22 protein-coding genes are annotated in these 22,628 nt (G+C 64.3%); 10 read left to right on the top strand and 12 right to left on the bottom strand.

The genetic code is table 11. From position 1 onward, the window contains the following. The first annotated feature begins 266 nt into the window (after positions 1-266). The 3 genes from JQ641_RS27560 (at position 267) to JQ641_RS27570 (ending at position 2,227) form a co-directional block, all read left to right on the top strand. Complete coding sequence (locus JQ641_RS27560) at positions 267-941, top strand: dienelactone hydrolase family protein (RefSeq protein ID WP_211999025.1); 675 nt, start codon at positions 267-269, stop codon at positions 939-941. A gap of 174 nt (positions 942-1,115) precedes the next feature. Next, on the top strand, positions 1,116-2,012 hold the full coding sequence (locus JQ641_RS27565) for an NAD-dependent epimerase/dehydratase family protein (protein WP_211999026.1): 897 nt from the start codon (positions 1,116-1,118) through the stop codon (positions 2,010-2,012). 35 nt (positions 2,013-2,047) lie between these two features. Continuing rightward, positions 2,048-2,227, top strand: a complete 180-nt coding sequence (locus JQ641_RS27570) for a hypothetical protein (protein WP_211999027.1) — start codon at positions 2,048-2,050, stop codon at positions 2,225-2,227. A 154-nt stretch (positions 2,228-2,381) separates the two neighbouring features. Here the strand turns inward: JQ641_RS27570 and JQ641_RS27575 are convergent, their stop codons facing one another. Continuing rightward, positions 2,382-3,383 (bottom strand): VOC family protein, encoded by a 1,002-nt coding sequence (locus JQ641_RS27575; RefSeq protein WP_211999028.1) that lies wholly within the window; start codon positions 3,381-3,383, stop codon positions 2,382-2,384. 355 nt (positions 3,384-3,738) lie between these two features. Here JQ641_RS27575 and JQ641_RS27580 point away from each other — a divergent pair, with 355 nt between their 5' ends. Next, positions 3,739-5,901, top strand: a complete 2,163-nt coding sequence (locus tag JQ641_RS27580; protein WP_211999029.1) for an anthranilate synthase component I — start codon at positions 3,739-3,741, stop codon at positions 5,899-5,901. Between the two features lie 142 nt (positions 5,902-6,043). Then, positions 6,044-6,583: an adenine phosphoribosyltransferase gene (locus JQ641_RS27585; RefSeq protein WP_192738562.1), complete on the top strand. Its 540-nt coding sequence runs from the start codon at positions 6,044-6,046 to the stop codon at positions 6,581-6,583. Between the two features lie 136 nt (positions 6,584-6,719). Here JQ641_RS27585 and JQ641_RS27590 read toward each other — a convergent pair whose 3' ends face one another. The 9 genes from JQ641_RS27590 to JQ641_RS27630 all read right to left on the bottom strand — a co-directional run bounded on the left by JQ641_RS27590 (position 6,720) and on the right by JQ641_RS27630 (position 17,053). Then, on the bottom strand, positions 6,720-7,052 hold the full coding sequence (locus tag JQ641_RS27590; RefSeq protein ID WP_211999030.1) for a GIY-YIG nuclease family protein: 333 nt from the start codon (positions 7,050-7,052) through the stop codon (positions 6,720-6,722). 93 nt (positions 7,053-7,145) lie between these two features. Beyond that, positions 7,146-7,814 carry a P-loop NTPase family protein gene (locus tag JQ641_RS27595; RefSeq protein ID WP_211999031.1) on the bottom strand — a complete coding sequence of 223 codons (669 nt, stop codon included), beginning with the start codon at positions 7,812-7,814 and terminating at the stop codon, positions 7,146-7,148. A gap of 59 nt (positions 7,815-7,873) precedes the next feature. Further along, positions 7,874-8,632 (bottom strand): P-loop NTPase family protein, encoded by a 759-nt coding sequence (locus tag JQ641_RS27600; protein WP_211999032.1) that lies wholly within the window; start codon positions 8,630-8,632, stop codon positions 7,874-7,876. Between the two features lie 159 nt (positions 8,633-8,791). Further along, the gene (locus tag JQ641_RS27605) at positions 8,792-10,003 is read right to left on the bottom strand and encodes a M48 family metallopeptidase (protein WP_211999033.1); all 1,212 of its coding nucleotides are present in this window, start codon (positions 10,001-10,003) and stop codon (positions 8,792-8,794) included. 33 nt (positions 10,004-10,036) lie between these two features. After that, positions 10,037-10,597, bottom strand: a complete 561-nt coding sequence (locus JQ641_RS27610; RefSeq protein ID WP_211999034.1) for a LemA family protein — start codon at positions 10,595-10,597, stop codon at positions 10,037-10,039. Positions 10,598-10,843: 246 nt separating this feature from the next. Further along, positions 10,844-11,821: a small ribosomal subunit Rsm22 family protein gene (locus tag JQ641_RS27615; protein WP_211999035.1), complete on the bottom strand. Its 978-nt coding sequence runs from the start codon at positions 11,819-11,821 to the stop codon at positions 10,844-10,846. A 128-nt stretch (positions 11,822-11,949) separates the two neighbouring features. After that, the gene (gene smc / locus JQ641_RS27620) at positions 11,950-15,414 is read right to left on the bottom strand and encodes a chromosome segregation protein SMC (protein ID WP_211999036.1); all 3,465 of its coding nucleotides are present in this window, start codon (positions 15,412-15,414) and stop codon (positions 11,950-11,952) included. Between the two features lie 385 nt (positions 15,415-15,799). Further along, a complete protein-coding gene (locus tag JQ641_RS27625; RefSeq protein WP_211999037.1) occupies positions 15,800-16,456 on the bottom strand; it encodes a DsbA family protein in 657 nt (218 codons plus the stop codon). A 117-nt stretch (positions 16,457-16,573) separates the two neighbouring features. Further along, complete coding sequence (locus JQ641_RS27630) at positions 16,574-17,053, bottom strand: DUF721 domain-containing protein (RefSeq protein ID WP_211999038.1); 480 nt, start codon at positions 17,051-17,053, stop codon at positions 16,574-16,576. A 116-nt stretch (positions 17,054-17,169) separates the two neighbouring features. On the opposite strand from JQ641_RS27630, the gene JQ641_RS27635 reads away from it, so the two are divergent. Both JQ641_RS27635 and JQ641_RS27640 read left to right on the top strand, forming a co-directional pair. Next, positions 17,170-18,282 (top strand): A/G-specific adenine glycosylase, encoded by a 1,113-nt coding sequence (locus JQ641_RS27635; protein WP_211999039.1) that lies wholly within the window; start codon positions 17,170-17,172, stop codon positions 18,280-18,282. A 72-nt stretch (positions 18,283-18,354) separates the two neighbouring features. Further along, the gene (locus tag JQ641_RS27640; protein ID WP_211999040.1) at positions 18,355-18,777 is read left to right on the top strand and encodes a PaaI family thioesterase; all 423 of its coding nucleotides are present in this window, start codon (positions 18,355-18,357) and stop codon (positions 18,775-18,777) included. On the opposite strand, the gene JQ641_RS27645 is transcribed toward JQ641_RS27640, so the two are convergent. Further along, a complete protein-coding gene (locus JQ641_RS27645) occupies positions 18,774-20,039 on the bottom strand; it encodes a flavin-dependent oxidoreductase (RefSeq protein WP_211999041.1) in 1,266 nt (421 codons plus the stop codon). The genes JQ641_RS27640 and JQ641_RS27645 overlap by 4 nt on opposite strands. A 90-nt stretch (positions 20,040-20,129) precedes the next feature. Then, positions 20,130-20,504: a Cif family virulence factor gene (locus JQ641_RS27650; protein ID WP_211999042.1), complete on the bottom strand. Its 375-nt coding sequence runs from the start codon at positions 20,502-20,504 to the stop codon at positions 20,130-20,132. A 106-nt stretch (positions 20,505-20,610) separates the two neighbouring features. On the opposite strand from JQ641_RS27650, the gene JQ641_RS27655 reads away from it, so the two are divergent. The 3 genes from JQ641_RS27655 (at position 20,611) to JQ641_RS27665 (ending at position 22,628) form a co-directional block, all read left to right on the top strand. Next, positions 20,611-21,435: a helix-turn-helix domain-containing protein gene (locus JQ641_RS27655; protein ID WP_211999043.1), complete on the top strand. Its 825-nt coding sequence runs from the start codon at positions 20,611-20,613 to the stop codon at positions 21,433-21,435. A gap of 20 nt (positions 21,436-21,455) precedes the next feature. Continuing rightward, on the top strand, positions 21,456-21,929 hold the full coding sequence (locus JQ641_RS27660; RefSeq protein WP_211999044.1) for a nuclear transport factor 2 family protein: 474 nt from the start codon (positions 21,456-21,458) through the stop codon (positions 21,927-21,929). 78 nt (positions 21,930-22,007) lie between these two features. Beyond that, a complete protein-coding gene (locus JQ641_RS27665; RefSeq protein ID WP_211999045.1) occupies positions 22,008-22,628 on the top strand; it encodes a glutathione S-transferase family protein in 621 nt (206 codons plus the stop codon).

The following is a 22,628-nucleotide window of genomic DNA, read 5'->3' on the forward strand; positions in this document are numbered from 1 at the left end:
CGAATCATTCGACTCACGGTTCCGCAAACAAAAAAACACGCCAGATCACATAGATTCACAGCCTCTGAGGTGCGAGCGCAGCGAGCCTCGAAGGATGGGCAGCACCGGTGCTCGCAGCCATCCTTCGAGGCGCGCTGCGCGCGCACCTCAGGATGACGTCAGCGTATGTGGCTAGTTACCGTTAGGGCCCGCAACCCGATTGCTTCCGGACCCTGCAGCGGACAAAATAGCCGCCAATCGCTCCCCAAAAAAATACGGAGGACCCCATGGGAACCAGCATCACTTTCAAGCGTCCCGACGGCAAGGACGCGGCCGGCTATCTCGCCAATGCGGCGCGCGGCAACGCGCCGGGCGTGGTCGTGATCCAGGAATGGTGGGGGCTGCAGGACCAGATCAAGGGCATGTGCGACCGCTTCGCGGCGGCCGGCTTCGACGCGCTGGCGCCGGATCTCTACAAGGGCACGGTGGTGCCGTATCACGACACCGATGCCGCCGGCAAAGAGATGAACTCGCTGGATTTCATGGACGCGACGACGCAGACCGTGCGCGGCGCCGCGCAATATCTCGCAAAGAACGGCGCCAAGGTCGGCCTGACGGGCTTTTGTCTCGGCGGTGCTGTCACCATTATCGGCGCCACCAAGATTCCGGAACTCACGGCCGGTGTCGTGTTCTACGGCATCCCGCCGGAGCAGGCGGCGAAACCGGCGGATGTCAAAATTCCGCTGCAGGGCCATTTCGCCAACAAGGACGACTGGTGCACGCCGGCGCTGGTCGACGGTTTCGAAAAGGCGATGAAGGAAGCGGGCAAGTCGCTGGAGCTGTTCCGCTATGACGCCGAGCACGGCTTCGGCAATGAACAGCGCCTGTCGGTGCACGACCGGCAGTGCGCGGAACTCGCCTGGGGCCGCGCGACGGAGTTTTTCAGGAAGCATCTGGGGTAGGGTCGAGAGCGGCTTCCTCGTCATTGCCTGCGACAAACGCAGAGCGTTTGCGCGAGGGAGCGTAGCGACGAAGCAATCCATCTTGCGTCCCCAGACACTGGATTGCTTCGCGGAGCCTGTCATCGGGCGCGCATCCGCGCGACCCGTTGGCTCGCAATGACGGTGGAGTTGTAAATGAAAATCTTCTGCACAGGCGCGTCCGGTTATATCGGCGGATCGGTGGCCGCCCATCTCGTGGCCGCCGGACATCAGGTCACCGGCCTGGTTCGTTCCCCGGAAAAGGCCGATGCGGTGCGCGCCCGCGGCATCGAGCCGTTATCGGGAACGCTGGATGACGCGGAAATCCTCGCGCAGGCGGCGCGCGCCGCCGACGTCGTCATCAATGCGGCCAGCGCCGATCACACCAAGGCGGTGGACGCCCTGCTTGGCGCGCTCGCCGGAAGCGGCAAGCCGTTCATCCATACCTCGGGTTCGAGCATCATCGGCACGCAATCCAAGGGCCAGCGCTCCGATGCGGTATTCGATGAAGACACACCGTTTACGCCATCGCCTGCGCGTGCGGCGCGGGTCGCGCTGAACGAATTCATCCTCTCCTATCGCGACAAGGGCTGCCGTCCCGTCATCATTTGCCCGAGCCTGATCTACGGCATCGGCCATGGGGCGGGACGCGACAGCGTGCAGGTACCTTTCCTGATCAAGCTCGCGAAAAAACGCGGCAACGCGGCCCATGCCGGTCCCGGCGAGAATGTCTGGTCGAACGTTCATATCGACGATCTCGTGACGCTCTACGCGCTTGCGATCGAGAAGGCGCCGGCCGGCGCGTTCTACTTTGCCGAGAATGGCGAGGGTTCGATGCGTGAGGTTTGCGAAGCCATCAACCGCATGCTGGGTTTTGCTGGACCGCCATCGGCAATGTCGATGGAAGAGGCGGCCGCCGAATGGGGCGAGGGCACGGCTGAAAACACGATGGCTTCGAACAGCCGCGTGCGCGCCGTCCGCGCACGGCAGCTCGGCTGGAAGCCGCAGGCGCGGGGTTTGATCGAGGAGATTGAACAGGGCTGTTATCGGTAGCAGGCGAGCGGGTGTCGATCGGAGTGCGAATTCGAATGGTGCCAACTATCCAGCCAGACCAGGAACTGATCGCGGTCGGCGAAGGTGCGTTCGCCGTGCCGCAAGCGCATCGGTCGGCGGTGCTGGAAGGACTTGGCGAGGCCGAGCGCGGCGAATGCGTGAGTGACGAGGAGATCGCGGCACGTTGGAAGAAGTGTGGTGTAAAAAGACTATAGCACTGTCGTCCCTGCGAACGCAGGGACCCATACGCCGCGGCCTATCGTTTGGGAAAATGCTGTTCGACGACTTTGCGCGACGATTACTCCCTGTGGTTATGGGTCCCTGCGTTCGCAGGGACGACGCGGGTCGTTAGGCGACACTGCTGGCCGTTTAACCCTTCCCGCTCACCCCGTCCCACCACGCGCAGGTGCCCGACATCAGCTGGTAGTTACCCTCCATCACCTGCACCGGCGCGCGCAGGCCTTCGGTCGCGGCTTGCATTCGCATTTCGCGCGCGGTCTCGCGGTCTTTTGGCGGCAGCCAGACCCGCTCGTGTCCCCACAGGCTCGGGCCGTGATGCATTTCGACCGGCTGCCATGTCGCGGGATCGATCTCGCGGCCGCCCCAGCCGCATTCGATCATGAAGGCCGACGGTGTCTTGGCGTAGAACGAGGTCATGAAATCGTTGGTGTGGCGGCCGAGCGTGACGCCGACGCGGTCCGGCTGCATCATCGCGATGTCGTAGGATTGCCCGACATCGTCGAGCGAGAACAATTCCACCATCAGATGATGCATGCCGTTCTTGCCGGTCTCGATCAGCGCGAGCGAGTGATGCCGGGCGTTGACGTGAAAGAAATAGGCGCGGAACGGCTTTTCGATGTAGTCGGAAAGCCCGAAGCCGAGCACGTCGACATAGAACGCCATGACAGGATCGATGTGCTCGACGGTCAGTACGGCATGTCCGAGGCCGAGCGGACCGGTGCGAAAACCCGAGATCGAGCGGCCCGGACTGAACGGCGTCTCGTCGATCTCGGCGCCGTAAAACGCCTCGAGCCGGTTGCCGCCGGGATCGCGAAACGAGATCAGGCCGCGCACGCGCCGGGCATCGGCCAGCGTCGTTGGCTCGGCCGTGACGTTGACGCCGGCTTGTTCGAGCCGGGCTGCAAGCTGGTCCAATGCCGCAGCATCAGCGACTTCCCAGCCGAAGAAGCGCGCGCCTTCCCCCATCGCGCGGTCGATCACGATGCGCTGCTTGCGGTCGTCCATCCGGAAGGCCAGCAGCGAGTTGCCGCGCTCGACCGCCTGCAGGCCGACCAGGGAGGTTCCGAACTGGCGCCAGTCCTCCAGCGCATCCGACCCGAAGCCCGCATATCCCAGACCCAGCAATGCCATCCCTTGCCTCCGCCTGCCTGTTGTTTTCGGGCGTTGTTGCCGCCGCCGCTTGGGCCGGATGCTACGCGGATTTTGGCCGTTTCAAACCCCAAAAGATGGCCGGCGGGCTAGGCACGGGGAGGTCAGGGCGCCGGGGCCTCCCTTGACATCGCTCGCGGCGGATGGTGATTAAGCGCCATGAGCACCGCCGTCCGCCCATCCCGTCTTTGGTGGCGCACCTCTTAAAGAGGTGGCCGGTGCGATTTCATTTTAACAATCGTCGAAGGTCGCCATCGCAGTGCGACCGGCGGTTTGTTTATTTGCCCTTCGTTTGTCCTGTGTGGCGTTCCCTCACCAAGTTTCGTAAGAGGATCACATGAACAGGACCGTCTTCTCCCTGCCCGAGCACAGCGAATACCGGACCGCCAGCGGTCTTGCGATCTCGCGCACCGTCGAGCAATTTTCCGGCGACGCCAAGCGGCTCGATGACCTGATCGACCTGCTCGACCGCCGCCGTGGCGTGGTGCTGTCTTCGGGCACCACGGTGCCGGGCCGCTACGAGAGCTTTGACCTCGGTTTTTCTGATCCGCCGCTGGTGCTGGAAACCGAGGGGGCGAATTTCGCGCTTAGCGCGCTGAACGGGCGCGGCGAGGTGCTGATCGCCTTTCTCGGCGACGTCCTGCGCGAGCCTTGCGTCGTCGTCACCGAGCAGAGCGCGTCGCGGCTCGCCGGCCATATCATCCGGGGCCCCGCGCCTGTCGATGAAGACCAGCGTACCCGACGCGCCAGCGTGATGTCGCTGGTGCGCGATCTGGTCGCAAGCTTCACCGCCAATGACGATCCGCTGCTCGGCCTGTTCGGCGCCTTCGCCTACGACCTCGTATTCCAGATCGAGGACCTCGTGCAGAAGCGCGCCCGTGAGGCCGACCAGCGCGACATCGTACTGTATGTGCCGGATCGCCTGCTCGCCTATGACCGCGCCACCGGCCGCGGCGTGGTGCTGAGCTACGATTTCGCCTGGAACGGCAGATCCACCGCCGGCCTTTCGCGCGACACCGCCGAGAGCGTCTACGCCAAGACGCCGCGGCAGGGTTTTGCCGATCACGCGCCCGGCGAATATCAGGCGACGGTTGAGACCGCACGCGCCGCATTCGCGCGCGGCGATCTGTTCGAGGCGGTGCCCGGGCAGTTATTCGCCGAGCCGTGCGAGCGTTCGCCCGCCGAAGTGTTCCAGCGGCTCTGCCGCATCAACCCGTCGCCCTATGGCGCGCTGATGAATCTCGGCGAGGGTGAGTTTCTCGTCGCCGCCTCGCCGGAAATGTTCGTGCGCTCCGACGGACGGCGGGTCGAGACCTGCCCGATCTCGGGCACCATCGCGCGCGGTGTCGACGCGATCGGCGATGCCGAGCAGATCCGGCAATTGCTGAATTCGGAAAAAGACGAATTCGAACTCAACATGTGCACCGACGTCGACCGCAACGACAAGGCGCGCGTTTGCGTGCCGGGCACCATCAAGGTGCTGGCGCGGCGCCAGATCGAGACCTACTCAAAGCTGTTTCACACCGTCGACCATGTCGAAGGCATTTTGCGCCCCGGCTTCGACTCGCTCGATGCGTTCATGACCCATGCCTGGGCGGTGACGGTGACGGGCGCACCGAAATTATGGGCGATGCAGTTCGTCGAGGACAATGAGCGCTCGTCGCGGCGCTGGTATGCCGGCGCCATCGGTGCTGTGAATTTCGACGGCAGCATCAACACCGGGCTTACCATCCGCACCATCCGGATGAAGGATGGGCTCGCCGAAGTGCGCGTCGGCGCGACCTGCCTGTTCGATTCAGATCCCGCCGCCGAAGACCGGGAATGCCAGGTCAAGGCGGCCGCCCTGTTCCAGGCGCTGCGCGGCGATCCGCCAAAACCGCTGTCGGCGTTTGCGCCCGATGCGACCGGTTCGGGCAAGAAGGTGCTGCTGATCGATCACGACGACAGTTTTGTGCACATGCTGGCGGATTATTTCCGGCAGGTCGGCGCGTCCGTGACCGTGGTCCGGCACGTTCATGCGCAGCAGATGCTGAACCAGAAGAACTGGGATCTGCTGGTGCTGTCGCCGGGGCCGGGCCGGCCTGAGGATTTCGGGATATCGAAAACCATTGGAACGGCGCTGGAGAAGAAGCTGCCGATCTTCGGCGTCTGCCTCGGCGTGCAGGCGATCGGCGAATATTTCGGCGGCCAGCTCGGGCAACTCGGCCAGCCCGCGCACGGCCGGCCGTCGCGGGTCCAGGTGCGGGGCGGGCGGCTGATGCAGAACCTGCCCAATGAAATCGTGATCGGCCGCTATCACTCGCTCTACGTCGAGCGCGACAGCGTTCCCGACGTGCTCACGGTCACCGCGACCACCGAGGACGGGGTTGCGATGGCGATCGAACACAAGACCCTGCCGGTCGGCGGCGTGCAGTTTCACCCGGAATCGCTGATGTCGCTCGGCGGCGAGGTGGGTTTGCGTATTGTCGAAAACGCGTTCCGGCTGCATGTTACGAATTGAACGGGGACGTCATTGCGAGGAGCACTTGCGACGAAGCAATCCACCCCTTGGCCAGCCACGGATTGCGTCGCGGAGCCTGTCATCCGGCGGCGCTACGCGCCGACCGGGTGGCTCGCAATGACGAAGAGGAAAAGAGACACCGATGACGTTTGACCATGACTTGAAGGCCACCGTCCGCACCATTCCGGATTACCCGAAGAAGGGCATCCTGTTCCGCGACATCACCACGCTGCTCGCGGATGCGCGCGCGTTCCGCCGCTCGGTCGATGAACTGGTGCAGCCCTGGGCCGGTAGCAAAGTCGACAAGGTCGCCGGCATCGAGGCGAGGGGGTTTATCCTCGGCGGTGCGGTGGCGCATCAGGTCTCCGCCGGCTTCGTGCCGATCCGCAAGAAGGGCAAGCTGCCGCACACCACGGTGCGGATCGCCTATTCGCTGGAATACGGCCTCGATGAAATGGAGATGCATGCCGACGCCGTGCAGCCCGGCGAGCGCGTCATCCTGGTCGACGATCTCATCGCCACCGGCGGCACCGCGGAAGGTGCCGTAAAACTGCTGCGCCAGATCGGCGCCAATGTGGTCGCGGCCTGCTTCATCGTCGACCTGCCCGATCTGGGCGGCGCCGACAAGCTGCGGGCGATGGACGTGCCGGTGCGAACGCTGATGGCGTTCGAAGGGCACTGAGTTTCCCGTCGTCCCTGCGAACGCAGGGGACCCATACCGCGTTGCTCGCGCAATTGGCGCGAGACGGCTGACATCTTGCATAAACAATTACCGACGGTGGCTATGGGTCCCTGCGTTCGCAGGGACGACGGTGAGATCAAACCGCCTGGGCGCAAAGTTGCGTGCGCCAATGCTTCAGGCGCTCTTTCAACAGCGCGTCCCTGATGTAGGACGTCTCTTCCTCTTCCAGCCGCTCGCATTCCGCGAAGGTCAGATTTTCGGGCCCATGCGTGGTCCATGCCGCCTGCAGGCTGCGGCAGGTGTGGCTGCCTTGGCGCAGCGAAAACCAGATCCGGTTCTGGATTTTTTCGAGGTCAGGGGCCTGTCCGACCCATTGCTCGGCGGAAGCCTTACTGCGGATCATGAAAATCCCCGCGATGGTCTTCCGCTCCTTGTAGGCGGCGATGGCGGCTTTTCTGTCTGATGTCACCGGAGGCCTCGGACGGGGTTGCTGTCGGGGAAGGCGATAGCAGCCAGATGAGATCAGGTCAATATTACCCGGGTAATATTGTTGAGGCCAGCCTCACGACCTTTGCAGGATCAGGCTGAGTTCCAGCTCCCGAAAACTGGTGTAGTTCCTGCGGATCCATTGATGCAGTTCGGTCGAGGAATCCTTCTCCTGGCGCAGATAGCCGGTGAAGGAGAAGGTCAGCCGGTCGATATAGGTCTTCAGGAACACCGGCAGCGCCGATATCCGCAGCACGCGTCCCCGTTCCATCGCGGCGGGCAACTCGCCGCGCACCACGTGCTCATTGTCGATCGCGATCAGGGCATTCGCGGGAATTTGCTGTTTCAGCATCTGGTAGGCCGTGGCCGAGGCGCGGTCGGTATCGGCCACGAACAGGATCACCGGCGCGACGCCGCGGCGCACGGCTTCCTTCATGAAGCCGATCTCATCGGTCATCTTGAAGAACTCGTCGAAGGCGTGGAAACCGAGGTCGATCACCTTGGCGACGCTGTCATTGACGATCAGGCGGTCCATCAGCTGCATCTTGCCGAAGGTGTCGATGACGTCGGCCGTCTCGGTGGTGCGCGGCAGATATTCCAGCAGCGACGGCTCCTTCAGATTGATGTCGAAGGAGATCACCGTGCCGTTCTTCAACAGCAGGAATTCGCTGAGCAGCCGCGCGATCAGCGTCTTGCCGACCAGCGGGCGGGGCGAGCAGATGATGTAGACGGACGTGGGGCTCATCACGCGCTATATCAGGCGATTTTTCCGCCTAATCCAGCCCCATCGCGCGCCTGGCGCGATTATTTTTCGCCGCTGCGGGTGCTCGATTTGCCGCCGCCGCCGCCGACCAGGTCGGTCAGCTTGATGCGGTCGAACTCGCTCCAGACATTGGCGAGCCAGTGCCGGACATAGCCGCGCAGCACGAACGAATAGTTCGCGGCCTCGTCGTTGGTGCCCTTGTTGGCGACGAATTTGAGGAACGGCACCGAGGAGACCTCGACCTGCTCATAGGCCATTTCGTTGAGCTTGGGGATCGTCAGCTCGGTGGCATCCTTGATGCGGTGGAAATAGGAATTGTAGGTCGCCTGGTCCCACTGGAAGAACTGGGTATCGTTGATGAAGTTCTTCACCAGGTAGTATTTGGCGCCCTGCATGAAATTCGCGGTCTCGGCGATTTCGTCCAGCGAGGCGATCGAGGGGCCCAGGATATGGAACACGGCAAAGGTGATCTGGCCGGCCTTGGCGGCATCGAGGAAACCGATGTCGCGGAGCGAGGCCAGCGCCGGCGAGAGCAATCCGGCTCGGACGTCGATCACGGTCACCGAGGTTCCGGCATTGAGCGTGTCGAAGATCTTCATCTGGTCCGCAGTCGTCGTCATATCGACGATCTGGGTGATTTCGGGGTGGAAGCGCTTCAGCGTGCCGCGCGGCGACTCCGTATCGAACGCCCTTGTGGGCACGTTGTTGGCGCTGAAATAATCCAGGAGCGTTCGTGACACGGTCGTCTTGCCGACCCCGCCCTTGTCCGCGCCCACCACAATCACGACTGGCTTTGCCATGGAATTTCCTACTACGCGCCCCCGATCGCGGGGAGCGATCGGCAGGTCCCCATATACCTGTTTGGGCGCGAACATGGCAGAAACAAGGGAGAATTCAATTCCTTGAGCCCGCACCGGCTTTATTCGTAGGTAATTCGTTAATGTCGCCGTACCGAGGGCTCAGCTGTGCCGGCCCCAGGGTCCCCAGCCACGACCCTGTCGGGCGCCCGGCCGCTGACCTTGCGGCAGGCCCGCGGGCGCCGCGGCATCGCTCCACGGACCGTGGGTGACCGGGGGCGGCAGTTGATCCGCCGACTGCGGTTCCGCCTGATCCTCCGGCTCTTCGTCGGCCTCGTCAGGCAGGGCCAGCGGACCGGGATCGCGGCCACCGGCATACTGCACCAGCGCCTTGACCCGCGAATCCACCGACGGATGGGTCGCGAACAGATCGGCAAATCCCTCGCGGGGATTGTCGAAGCACAGTTCCATCACAGCCGAGGTGGCGCCGGGAAGCTCGCCGCGATTCTCGATCTTGCGCAGCGCCGTGATCATGGCGTCCGGATTCTTGGTCAGTTCGACCGAGCCGGCATCGGCCAGCAATTCGCGCGACCGCGACAGTGCCAGTTTGACCACCTGCGACAGCAGCCAGGCCAGCAGGATCAGCGCGACCGCGATGATGACGACGATGATCGCACCGCCGCCGGAGCTCTTGTTGTCGCTGTCCGAGGACGAGGAGGACGACGAACGCGAGGACGAGGATGACCAGGATCCGCCGGACGAATTCCACGACAAATTGGTGAACATCCGGAAGAACAATTCGCCGAAGAAGCCGACCACGCCGGCGATGATGACCGCGATCACCATCAGCTGCACGTCGCCGTTGCGGATATGGGTCAGCTCATGGCCCAGCACCGCCTCGATCTCCTGATCGTTCAGCGTCCGCAGCAGCCCTGTCGTGACGGTGATGGCGTATTGCCGGCGGTTGAGGCCGCTCGCGAAGGCGTTCAGCGCCGGGCTGTCCATCACCTTCAGTTTCGGCATCGGAAGGCCGCGCGAGATGCAGAGATTCTCCAGGAGATTATAGAGCCGCGGCTGCTGCTTGCGCGTCACGTCCTCGCCGCCGGTGACGGCGTCGATCATGTTCTGATGGAAGAAATAGGCGATCACGATCCAGAGCGCGGCGATGCCTGTCGCATAGGGAAAGGCCGTGACCAGATCGCGCCCCGCAGCCCGCAAATAGTAATCGACCGAGCGGTCGCTGCGGATCACGACTTCGGCGAGCAGCGCGCCGGCATAGACCAGCACGTAGATCAGCAGGAACAGGCCGGCGAGCAGCAGCATCGAACGAAACTTGTTCGATGCAATATGCGTGTAGAGCCCGTACGCGGCCATGATGTGCTGCTTCTCGCCGGAATGTTGCGGCCGTTAGAATTTTACGGTCGGCACGACCTCGACTTCGGTGCGGCTGGCGCCGAGGTCGAAGAATTCCTTTTTGGTGAAGCCGAACATGCCGGCGAACAGCGCGGCGGGCAGCTGCTGGATGCCGGTGTTGTATTCCTGAACCGCGTTGTTGAAGAAGCGGCGGCTCGAGGCGATCTTGTTTTCGAGGTCGGACAGTTCGCTGGCGAGCTGCTGGAAATTGGCGTTGGCCTTGAGGTCCGGATAGGCCTCCGACAGCGCGATCAGGCGGCCGAGCGCACCGCTCAGCTGGTTCTCGGCGGCGCCGATCTGCGCCGGCCCTTGCGCCGACATCGCGGAGTTGCGGGCCTTGATCACGTCGTCGAGCGTGCCGCGCTCGTGGCTGGCGTAGCCCTTTACGGTCTCGACCAGGTTCGGGATCAGGTCGTGGCGCTGCTTGAGCTGGACGTCGATGTCGGCAAAGGCCTGGCCGACACGCTGGCTTAGCGCGACCAGGCGGTTATACGCGCCGATGGCGAACAGCACGAGAATGACAATGACGCCGATAACGATCCAGCTCGTCGACATGGCAGACAACTCCTGATGTGGCGAAGAAAGTGTGGAACCTAGACGAAAACCGGGGCGTGCGGCAGCCCGCCGCGACGTGGGGGCTTTGTTTAGTCGAAACCAGGGCGGGATAAGTTCATGGCGTACGTGTCCCGGACGCGATGCGGTGCGCAGTACCGCTTCGCAGAGCCGGGACCGCGGGATGGACCCCGGATCAGCAGCGCACCACGCCAAGAGGCGCGCTGCGCAGCATCCGGGGAGCGGCCACTAAGTGTCTTGGACCACCGCATCGCCCCAGCGCCAGCGCCGGGCAATGGCATAATCCGCCTTCGCGCGTCGGGGCGTCCGGCTGAGGACGAGACCGGCCGGGGTGCAGAGCTTGGCGGTGACTTCGACCTTGGAGACGGTCGGCTGGGCCAGCACCCGGGCCGGCCGGACTTCCAGCGGCGCACGCGTCAGCGCCACGTAGGCAAATCGTTCGTCCTCAAATGGCAGCTCGGCGCCCTTGACCTGCTTGTGCGCGCGCGAGCGTTGCAGGCGTTGGGTGAAGTGACACCAGTCCGGGGCGGCAAGCGGACATGTTCCGTCGTGCGGGCAGGGGGCGGCGACATGCGCGCCGGCCGCAATCAGGCGTTCGCGCAGCGCGATGATCCGCGCATAGCCCGCCGGCGTGCCGGGCTCGACCACCAGCAGCGTGTCGCGGGTCTTTTCCCACATCAGCACAGCCAGCGCGTTCTGTTCGGCGGCGCTGAGTTCACCGATCATGTAGCTGGCGACGACGAGGTCGGCGGCATCCGCCTTGATCAGGGCGTTGCGGGCTTCGCCCCGCTCGTAATGGAGTTCGCGCAGGCGAAAACTCTCGCTGACCAGATCGAGCGCCAGCTTGCGCAACGCGTCGTTGGCGTCGAGCAGGGTGAAGTGTTGCAGCGAGGCAAATGCTTCCGCCGCCGCCCAGCTCGCTGTGCCCGGCCCGGCGCCGATATCGAGCAGGGTTTTGGGTGCAAAATCGGGGCGGATTTCACCGAGCGCATTCAGGCTGGCGGTCACCGCGGCATAGGTCGCCGGCATCCGCGCCAGCGCATAGGCCAGTGCATCGGTCTCGGACCGGATCGTGCCGGAGCCGCCGCCATCGCGGTAGTTTTTCGAGATCAACGCCGAGCGTTCCGCCGCGTCGCTCCGCGAAAAACCGCGCAGCTTGGCGTCAAGCGCGGCTTTCAGTTCGGCGGGGAGGTCGGGTGAGGTCATCGCTTTTGTCGTGCCCGCGAAGGCGGGCACCCAGTACGCCGGGAAGGTTGAGGGTCTTACAAACGGCGCGGCGTACTGGATCATCCGCCTTCGCGCATGATGACGTCAACCGGGTGGCGTGAGCGATCTCACGCCACGTGCTGGTCGAGGATCTTCACGGCATCGTCGAGGCCGACCGAGACCAGTTGCGAGACGCCGCGTTCGGCCATGGTGACGCCGAACAGCCGGTTCATCCGCGCCATCGTGATTGGATTGTGCGTGATGATGATGAAGCGGGTTTCGGTCGACGACGTCATCTCGTGCAACAGGTTGCAGAACCGCTCGACGTTGTGGTCGTCGAGCGGCGCGTCGACTTCGTCCAGCACGCAGATCGGCGACGGGTTGGTGAGGAACACCGCGAAGATCAGCGCGAGCGCGGTCAGCGCCTGCTCGCCGCCCGACAGCAGCGAGAGCGTCTGCGGCTTCTTGCCGGGCGGTTTGGCGATGATTTCGAGGCCGGCTTCCAGCGGATCTTCGCTCTCGATCAGGTGCAATGCGGCCTCGCCGCCGCCGAACAATTCGGTGAACAGCCGCTTGAAGTGCTCGTTGACGGTTTCGAACGAGGTCAAGAGCCGCTCGCGCGCCTCCTTGTTGAGGCTCTGGATGCCCTGGCGCAGCCGCTTGATGGCTTCCACGAGGTCGTCGCGTTCGGTGGTGAGTGCCGTATGCTGAGTCTCGACCTCACGCAGCTCTTCCTCGGCGCGCAGATTGACCGCACCGAGACGCTCGCGGTCGCGGCGCAGCTTTTCGAGGTTTTCCTCGATCTCGGCGAGCGGCGGCAATTCCGCGCCCGGCTCGATCTCGGCGAGACCCGCCACAGCATGCGGCTCGACTTCGAGCATGTCGTGGATTTCGCGCTCGATGTCGGAGAGACGGCGCCTGGTGCCGTCCATGCGTTCCTCGGCGCGCGCGCAAGCCTCGCGGGCGCTGGAGAGCGCTTCCAGCGAAGCCTTTGCCTCGCGGTCGGTCTCCGCCATCACGCTTTCGGCCGCAGCCAGCGCATCGGCGGCGACGCGGCGCGCGCTTTCGGCGGACTCGATCTCGCTGATCAGCGCGCGGCGCTTCTGGGCGAACAGCGCCGGAGCGTCTTCGAGCTCGGCACGCTCTGCGGTCACTTCGGTGACTCGGGCTTCGATGGTGGAAACCTGCGAAGCGGCGCTCTGCTTGCGGTTCTGCCATTCGTTACGCTCGGCAACGATCGCCTGCACGCGGCGGTCGGCAAGCTCAGCCTCGCGCGCCAGCGCCTGCGCTTCGGCGCGCACTTGCGCGGCGAGGCGGCGGTGGCCCTCGATGTCGGTGCGAACGGTGGAGAGCCTGGTTTCGGTCTCGACGCTCGGCGGCAGCTCGGCCAGCGCCGCATTGGCGTTCTCATGCGCGGCCTCGACCTCGGCGCGGTCGGCGGCAAGGCGCGTATGGGCCTCCGTCAGTGTCGCTTTGCGTGCGGCATGTCGGTTGATCTCGCGCTCGGTCGCGGCATGGCGTTCGCGCGCGGCGTCGGCCTCGCGCTGCGCGGCACGCCAGGCGTCGCGGGCGGCAGACTCGGCGCCCGATGCCACCTTCAATTCGCTCTCGGCGTCTTCCAGCGCCTGCCGCTTGGCGGCAGCATCGCTGCGGGCCTGCTCCAGTTCGTTTTCGATATCGACCAGGCGGGCGCGTTCGGCCAAGCGCCGTGCGGCGCCGGTCGGGGCGTGGGCGGCGGCGACAAAGCCGTCCCAGCGCCAGACGTCGCCTTCCAGCGACACCAGCCGCTGGCCGGTCTTCAGTTGCGACACCAGTTCCGCGCCGCGCTCCTTGGCGACGACGCCGATCTGCGCCAGACGCCGCGCCAGTTCGGACGGGGCTTCGACATGGGCGGCAAGCGCTTCGACGCCCGCGGGCAACGCCGGATCGTCGAAGGTTGCACCCGCATTGCTCCAGCGCATCGGCGCGGACGGATCGATCGGCGCGTCGAGGTCGTCGCCGAGCACGGCGCCAAGCGCCTTTTCATAGCCCTTGGTGACGGTGACGCCGTCGATGATCGGCGGCCACAGGTTCTTGGTCTCGCCATTGACGAGCTTCGAGATCGTGCGCGCTTCGGTCTCTAACCGTTGCACGCGCTTGTCGGCTTCCGCCAGCGGCGAACGGGACGCTTCCAGCCGCGCACGCGCGGCGACGTGGCCGGCCTCGTTGGCCTGCGCGGCGGCTTCGGAAGCGGCGAGCGTTTCCTGCGCGGTCTCCATCGCGCCGGCAAGCGCGTCGAGGTCGCCGAGATTGCCGGTTTCCTGCGCGAGCTTTTGCTCTTCGTTCTGGACGTTGGCGATTTCCTGGTCGAGCCGGGCGAGGCGGTCGCGATGGGTGCGCACGCCGGCCTCTAGCTGATTGCGCTTGGCGGTGAGGTCGGCCAGCACCGTCGTCAGTTCCGAGAACATGCGCTCGGCGGCCGCGAGCGTCGCTTCCGCTTCGGAGACGCGTTCATCGACGCCGCTGCGCTTCTCGACGCGCGACTTGATCTCTTCCTTGATTTCGGAATCTTCGGTGTCGAGCCGCTGCAATGCGACTTCGGCGTCCGAGGTTTGCTGCTGTTCGCGCGCGATGTCGGCGGTGAACTGGGTCAGGCGGCGGTCGAGTTCGGCGACGCGCTCCTTGGCGCGTTCTTCCTCGCGGTCGAGCAACTCGCGCGCATTGGTAAGGCGTTGCAGTCCGGCCGCGGCGCGGGCTTCGCCCTCGCGCAGCGCTGGCAGTTCGGAGGCACGGATCGCCTGGATACGGGCCGCTTCGGCCTGTTCACGGGTGCGTTCAGCCATCTCGCGAACGTTGAGGTCATGGGTGCGCGCGGCTTCCGCCACGTCGGTATTGGCCTCCAGCCAGCGCAGATGGAACAGCGTGGCCTCGGCCTTGCGCACCTTGGCGGCGACTTCGCGGAACCGGATCGCCTGCCGCGCCTGCTTCTTCAAGCCGTCGACCTGGCCGGAAAGCTGGCCGATCACGTCCTCGACGCGGGTGAGGTTGGTCTCGGCGGCCCGCAGCCGCAATTCGGCTTCATGGCGGCGGGCGTGCAGCCCGGCGACGCCGGCGGCGTCTTCCAGCACGCGGCGGCGCTGTTCGGGCTTGGCCTGAATGATTTCGCCGATCTTGCCCTGGTGAACCAGTGCCGGCGAACGCGCGCCGGTGGCGGCATCGGCAAACAGGATCTGCACGTCACGGGCGCGAACGTCGCGGCCGTTGATGCGATAGACCGAGCCGGCCTCGCGCTCGATGCGTCGGGAAATTTCCAGAATCTCGCGGTCGTTCATCGCCGCCGGCGCCGAGCGATCGGCATTGTCGATCGTCATCACCACTTCGGCGTGGTTGCGCGCCGGACGGTTGCCGGAACCGGCAAAGATCACCGCATCCATGTCGGCGGCGCGCAGCGATTTGTGCGAGGTCTCGCCCATCGCCCAGCGCAGTGCCTCGACCAGGTTGGATTTGCCGCAACCGTTCGGCCCGACGACACCGGTCAGGCCCGGCTCGATCATGAAGTCAGTGGGTTCAACGAACGACTTGAAACCATGAAGGCGGAGGCGCGTGAGTTTCATGAACACGATTCTCTGTTGGCCGGGCGCGAATCTCCCTGCCGTGACAATACCATGGAAGGCAATGTCGGTGTGTGGACGAGTCGCGCATTGCGGCTCTTATCGGCTGCGACAATGGCGAGGCCGGGGCCGAAGGGCAACGCCCGCGGAGGGCTTTTCCCAAGCCTTTTATCGAGGTTTTTGCAGGGCTTACAGGCCCGTATGAATCCGGTGGGCGAATCAGGTTTTCAACAGGGATTTGACGTCCGTAGAGCGTTTTCCAGCGAAGCATGCCCTCGGACTTGATCCGGGGGGTGGATCCCGGTTTCGCGTGAAGCAAACGCGTCAAAACAAAAATCGAGAGCCCCGTTCCGATTCCATCGGAACGGAAAAGGCTCCGGCGCGCCGGTCAGCTCTTGAGCATCGCATTGATGCGTTTGCTGAACTCTTCGAAGCTCTGCTCGCCCTTGATCATCTCGCCATTGATGAAGAAGGTCGGCGTCGACTGCACCTTCAGCACTTCGGCGGCGTATTTCTGGTCGGCGGCGATCTTGTCGAGCAGCTTCTGGTCCTTGAGACAATCTTCCACCGCCGCCTGCGTGAGGCCGGCCTGCTTGCCGATCCGGATCAGCGTCTCGGTGGTGTTCTTCAGCACCCAGTCGTTCTGCTGCTTGAACAGAAGGTCGACGACCGCGAAATATTTCGGGGCGTCGTCCTTGGCGATGCAGCGCGCCAGCATCGAACCGGCGGCGGCCTTGATGTCGAGCGGGAATTCGCGGAACACGAAACGGATTTTGCCGGTGTCGATGAATTCCGACTTGATCTTGGGAAAAACGTTTTCGGTAAACGCCGCGCAATGCGGGCAGGTCATCGAGGCGTATTCGGTGATGGTGACCGAGGCGTTCGCCGGGCCGAGCGCCATGTCGGGCAGCGATTGCGGCTTGGCGACGTCGGCGGCGCCCTGCGCCAGCGCGTCGTTGATCAGCCGCAGCGGCGAGAAGCCGGCGAGAACGGCAAGCCCGGTCAGCGAAAGGGCGGCAGTGAAGGCGCGGCGCGTGATGATCAAGGTCAGCTCCCGATTGGCGCGTTCACGCCCGAAGAAGTACGAAAAACGAGCCTTCGGGTAGCTTGAAACGATAATTGTGGCAATGGCAGGTTGCCGCGGGCCGGGCGCGCGGCAGGCTCAATTTCGCTTGATCGAAGCACCGAGCCGCGCCAGCGCCTCGCGCAATTCGTCGTCCTCGACCGAGGACAGGGTTTTGGCGATCTCGGCGACCGCCTTCGGGTCCGGCGCGCGGGACGGTTTTGGCCGGTCCCGGCGCGACAGCGGCGCCTGCCGCAGCGCCAGCCGTCCGACCGCGCTCCAGCCAAAGAAGCGGTTGACCCGCTCCAGGATGACATCAGAGGAATGCTGGATTTCCAGCGCCATCGGGCCCTCGACCCGCAGGATTAGCGTGGCCGGTTCCTGCGGCTGGCCCTCGACCGGGCGGGGCCATTGCATCTTCAGGGGCTCGGAATGGGCCGCGATTTCGCGCCCGGCAATCTCGGCCCAGCGCGTCACCAGTTCGCGTGCGGCGAACCCCTGCTTGGCATAGGCGTCGGAAAACACGTCGCCGAGCAGGACGGAAAGCGGTTTTGCGAAGATCGGGCCGGGTTTTGCCATGGGGGCTTATAGCATGCCGCGGCTCGCGACAGGAACGGTCAAAGAAAGACGTGGATGCCCGCGACAAGCGCGGGCATGACGTGGAGAGATTTGCACCCAGCCACTAGAGTGCTCGCATGAGTTCCCTGGCAGCCACCAAGACAAAACGACGAGACCCGCCCAAGGCGACTCCCGGCCGTCCCGCGCTGCTGCTTGATTGGTACGATCGCCATCGCCGCGTGCTGCCGTGGCGGCCGCCGGCGGGGGAGCGCGCGGACCCCTACCGGGTCTGGCTGTCCGAAATCATGCTGCAGCAGACCGGCGTCAAAACGGTCGGGCCGTATTTCCTGAAGTTTGTGACGCGCTGGCCCGATGTCGCGGCCTTGGGCCGGGCCTCGCTCGATGACGTGCTGCGGATGTGGGCAGGGCTCGGTTACTATTCGCGGGCGCGCAATCTTCACGCCTGCGCGGTGGCGGTGTTGCGCGACCATGGCGGGGTGTTTCCGGATACCGAGGAAGGTCTGCGCGCGCTGCCGGGGATCGGGCCGTACACGGCAGCGGCGATCTCGGCGATTGCGTTCGACCGGCGCACTATGCCGGTCGACGGCAATATCGAGCGCGTGGTGTCGCGGCTGTTTGCGGTCGAGGAACCGTTGCCGCAGGCCAAACCGCTGATCCAGCAATTGGCGGCGACCTTGTTGGGACCCGGCGACGAAAAGTCTCGCGCCGGCGATAGCGCGCAGGCGCTGATGGATCTTGGCTCCTCGATCTGCACGCCGAAGAAGCCGGCTTGCGTGCTGTGTCCTCTGAATGATGATTGCCTCACACTTACGCGCGGCGACCAGGAGACCTTTCCACGCAAGGCGCCGAAGAAGTCCGGTACGCTGCGCCGCGGCGCGGCCTTCATCGTCACGCGCGGCGATGAATTGCTGGTTCGCACCCGCGCAGAAAAAGGCCTGCTCGGCGGCATGACCGAAGTGCCGGGCTCGGACTGGCTCGCCGGCCACGACGACAAGGCGGCGTTGCAGCAGGCGCCTGCCCTCACGGGCATCGCCAAATGGCATCGCAAGGCGGGCGTGGTGACGCATGTCTTCACGCATTTTCCGCTCGAGCTGGTGATCTACACGGCGAAGGTGGCCGCACGGACGCGCCCGCCCGAGGGAATGCGCTGGGTGCCGATCGCGACGCTCGCGGGTGAAGCCTTGCCCAATGTTATGCGCAAGGCGATCGCGCATGGGCTGGATATTTAGGAGATTGTCTTTGTCTGCTGACACCATGCTGTCAGCAGGCCTCCGCTACAACGCTGCGATCAGGAGGATTTCATGATCGCAACCGCGCTCGACCGTCTTACGCCCCCGCCATCCTCAAAGCTGCTCGGCTGGCACCTGCTTGATGCGCGCCCCAACGAGGGCTGGATCCGGATCGGCTTCGACGGCCGCAAGGATTTCTGCAACCCGGCCGGCTTCGTTCAGGGCGGCATTCTTTCTGCGATGCTCGACGACACCATGGGGCCGGCGGTGTTCGCGATGACCGACGGAAAACTTTACACCGCGACCATCACCATGACGGTGAATTTTCTAACCCCGGCCAAGCCGGGCAAGATTGTTGGTGAAGCCAACGTCACGCAGCTCGGCAGGACCATCGCCTTTGTCGAGGGCAGGCTGATGTCTGAAGACGGCGCCGTCTTGGCAACGGCCACCACCAGCGCGCGGCTGGTCGAGACTTCGAAGCTATCAGGTCGTTAGCGCCCGAGCTGCACGATCGGCGGCTTGGCGTTGAGGCCTTCGACCTGAAAACCGGCGACGCGCTTGTAATTGGCGGCGATGTCTTCCAGCTCTTGCAGCGACAGCACGTCGGTGACGACCTCATAGCCGTCGGGCGCACGTTCCTCGACCATCTGCATCACCTGTTCCGGCCCGTTGCGCCGGTTCAGCATGACAAGATCAGTGGTCGCGGGCCGGCGCTCGGCCTCGTAGGCTGCGAGCGCGGCGTTGGTCGGGCCGTGCGCCAGGATTTCGCGGGTGATCACGCGGGCATCCAAAATCGCCTGCGAGGCGCCGTTGGAGCCGATCGGGTACATCGGATGCGCGGCGTCGCCCATCAATGTGACGCGGCCGAAGGTCCATTGCGGGATCGGATCGCGGTCGACCAGCGGATACTCATACGCATGCGGGCAATTGCGGATCAGGCCGGGCACGTCGAGCCAGTCGAACTTCCAGTCCTTGAACCAGGGCAGGAATTCGTTGAGGTCAGCGGTTCGGTTATAGTCCTCTCGGCGCCACTGATAGGTCGGCGGCATGTGCCGCTCGGCCACCCAGTTGATGTTGAACTTGCCTGAGGCGTCCGGCGCCTTCGAAATCGGATAGCAGACGAATTTCAGGATCTCGTGACCGGCCATGATCATGGTGCGGCCGGACAGGAATGCGTCCGAGGTCGTGATGCCGCGCCACAGGATGCGGCCGTTCCAGATCGGCGGGCCTTCCTGCGGATAAAGTCTTTCGCGGATCGCCGAATGAATGCCGTCGGCCGCGATCAGCAATACGCCGTCATGGTGGCCGGCAGCTTTTCCGGTTGCCTTGTCGATGAATTCGGCGCGGACGCCATCGGCGCTTTCCGTCCAGCCGGTGAGATGGTGGCTGGTGAGGATGTTCTCTTTTCCGAGCCGTTCGGTGGCCGCATCGAGCAGGATCTGCTGCAGCGTGCCGCGGTGGATCGAGAATTGCGGCCATTTGTAGCCGGCTTCGACGCCGCGCGGCTCGCTCCAGATCGGTTTGCCGTGCTTGGAAAAATACGCCAGTTCCTTGGTGCGGACGGCGGCTGCATCGAGCCGGTCGTGCAGGCCGAGCTCGATCAGCTCGCGCACCGCATGCGGCAGCACGTTGATACCGACGCCGAGCGGCCGCAACTCCGGCACGCTTTCAAATACGCGTGCGGGAACGCCGATCTGGTGCAGGCTGAGCGCCAGCGTCAGTCCGCCAATGCCACCGCCGGCGATGAGTACGGTCATGTCTACGCCCCTGTCATACAGGGGCGTCATGACATGAGGGGCGGCAGGGGGCAACTGCGAAAACCTGGCCGTTATCCCGTTCCCAACGCTTCACGCCAGCGCGGGCGGAGCGCCGAAGAAGCCGATGATCCTGACCAGCCGGCCGTCGGGGCCGACCTCGCCAAAATCGATCGAGACATCGCCGCAGCTGCCGTCCGCGCGCACCAGGCGCCAGAGGAAGCGGACCACGCTATGGTGCGCGTCGATGCCGCTCATGAACTCCAGCCGCGCGCCCGGCCGCGACGCCTGCATTGCGGCGATGTGGCGGGCGAGTTCGTCCCGTCCCGTCAGCGAGACCCTGGGATCGAGATAGACGCCGCCATCGCTCCAGCATCGCTCAAGCAGCGCCTGCCGGGCCGCAGCATCCGGCTCATTCCACGCCGCCATGTACTGGGTGACGACTTCCTTGATCGCGTTATCGTCCATGAGTGCTCTCCGGCTGACCTGCGTGCGAGCTTTGCAGGGAGCTATAGGCTTGTCACTTACATCGGAGGTAATTGCCGTTCTGACGTGATGGTCTAGATTGCGTCGCATGAGCGCGCCTACACCAAATTCCCACGATGTCGCGGCCAGCCAGTTCAGCAGCCTGCTGAAACATTGGCGAGGCGTACGCCGCCTCACCCAGATCGAGCTGGCCGTCGATGCCAACGTGTCGGCACGGCATGTCTGCTTCCTGGAAACCGGCCGGTCGCAGCCGAGCCGCGAGATGGTGCAACTGCTCGGCAGCGCGCTCGATCTGCCGCTCGAGGAGCGCAATGCCTTGCACGTCGCGGCGGGCTTCGTGCCGCCCTATGGCGACAAGGGGCTGGCGGCGGACAATCTGCAGCCGGTGCAGCAGGCGCTGGATTTCATGCTGCGGCAGCAGGAGCCGTATCCGGGGATCGTGGTCGATGGGCACTGGGACGTTCGGATGCGCAACCAGGGGTCCGCGCGCCTGCTCAAGACCTTTCGCGATTCATACCGGATGGAAGCCGGCGTTGCCGACAACGCCATGCACGTCGTTTTCCATCCAAAAGGCCTGCGGCAGTTCATCGTGAACTGGGAAGACTTCGCCGGCCAGATGATCCAGATACTGCACCGCGACGTCGCGCAGGGCAGCCGTGCGGCCGCGCGCCTGTTCGACGAGATCATGGCCTATCCCGAGCTGCCGGCCGAATGGCGGCTTCCGCGCCTTTCGCACGCCGCCTCGCCCGTGATGATCATGCAGCTCGCCAAAGGCGACTTCCGGCTCGCGTTCTTTTCCACCTTCACGACGCTCGCAATGCCGACGGACGCGGCGCTGCAACAGATCAAGATCGAATGCTTTTTCCCGGCTGACGATGCCACCGCAGAGATGGCGCGCACGATGGCGCTCTGACAAAAGCAGAGGAGATGACGATGCAACTCGCGACACGTAAGGATCAATCCGCCGAGACGATGGACGAATTGCGCGCGCTGAACGCCCGCTTCATCCATAATTTCATCACCAACGACGTGGCCTCGCACGACGCCATCCTGCACCCCGCCTTCATCAGCATCTGGCCGACCGGACAGCGCTGGGATCGCGCGACCTATCTGAAATACTGGGCGACCGCCTTCGATCCGAAACTGATCCCGTACTGGGACGTCCGCGACGAACTCATCACCGTCATCGGCGACGTCGCGTTGGTGCGCTCCACCAACAAGGCGATCCGCCGCCGCGACGGCAAGGATGTCACCGGGATGACAATGTACACGGATACCTACCTGTTCGAGAGCGGGGCGTGGAAGTGCATTCAGGCCCAGATCCAGGCGGTGGCGCCGGAGTTCTATCCCGCCGACGACACCATCGTCAGCGTCTACATCGGCAAGTTGCAGCCCCGCGCGGCGTGAGTGCCACTTCAGGGTTCGCCTGGGATAGACGGCACAGCAATGCGCCGCTAACCTGAGGCATCACCCGTGAGGACCAACATGCTCAAGCTCTATTTTGCCCCCGGCACCTGCGCGCTCGCCACCCACATCGCGCTGGCGGAAGCCGGCGCCGACTACACCGCCGAGCGGATCGACTTCAAGACCAACCAGCAGCAAAGTCCGGAATATTTGGCGATCAATCCGAAAGGCCGCGTGCCAGCGCTGGTCACCGATCGCGGCGTCCTGACCGAGAACGTGGCGATGCTGGCCTACATCGCGCAGACCTTTCCGAAAGCAAAACTGGCGCCGCTCGATGATCCCTTTGCGTTCGCGCAGGTGCAGGCCATCAACAGCTATTTGTCTTCGACGGTACACGTGGCGCATTCCCACAAGGGGCGTGGCTATCGTTGGGCCACGGAAGAATCCTCCTTTGCGGACATGAAGAAGACGCTTCCGAAAAGCATGGGTGCGGTCTTTGCGCTGCTCGAGCAGAAGATGCTCAAGGGGCCGTGGATGATGGGCGAGACCTACACGATCTGCGACCCCTATCTTTTCACGCTGACGGGATGGCTGGAAGGCGACGGCGTCGACATCGCGACGCTGCCGAAGGTTGCCGACCATTTCAAGCGCATGAAGGACCGGCCCGCCGTGCAGAAGGCGCTGGCAGAAGAGAAGGTGTGA

Origin of the sequence: Bradyrhizobium sp. JYMT SZCCT0180, assembly GCF_018130165.1 — a bacterium.
In the GTDB taxonomy this organism is placed as follows: Bacteria; Pseudomonadota; Alphaproteobacteria; order Rhizobiales; family Xanthobacteraceae; genus Bradyrhizobium.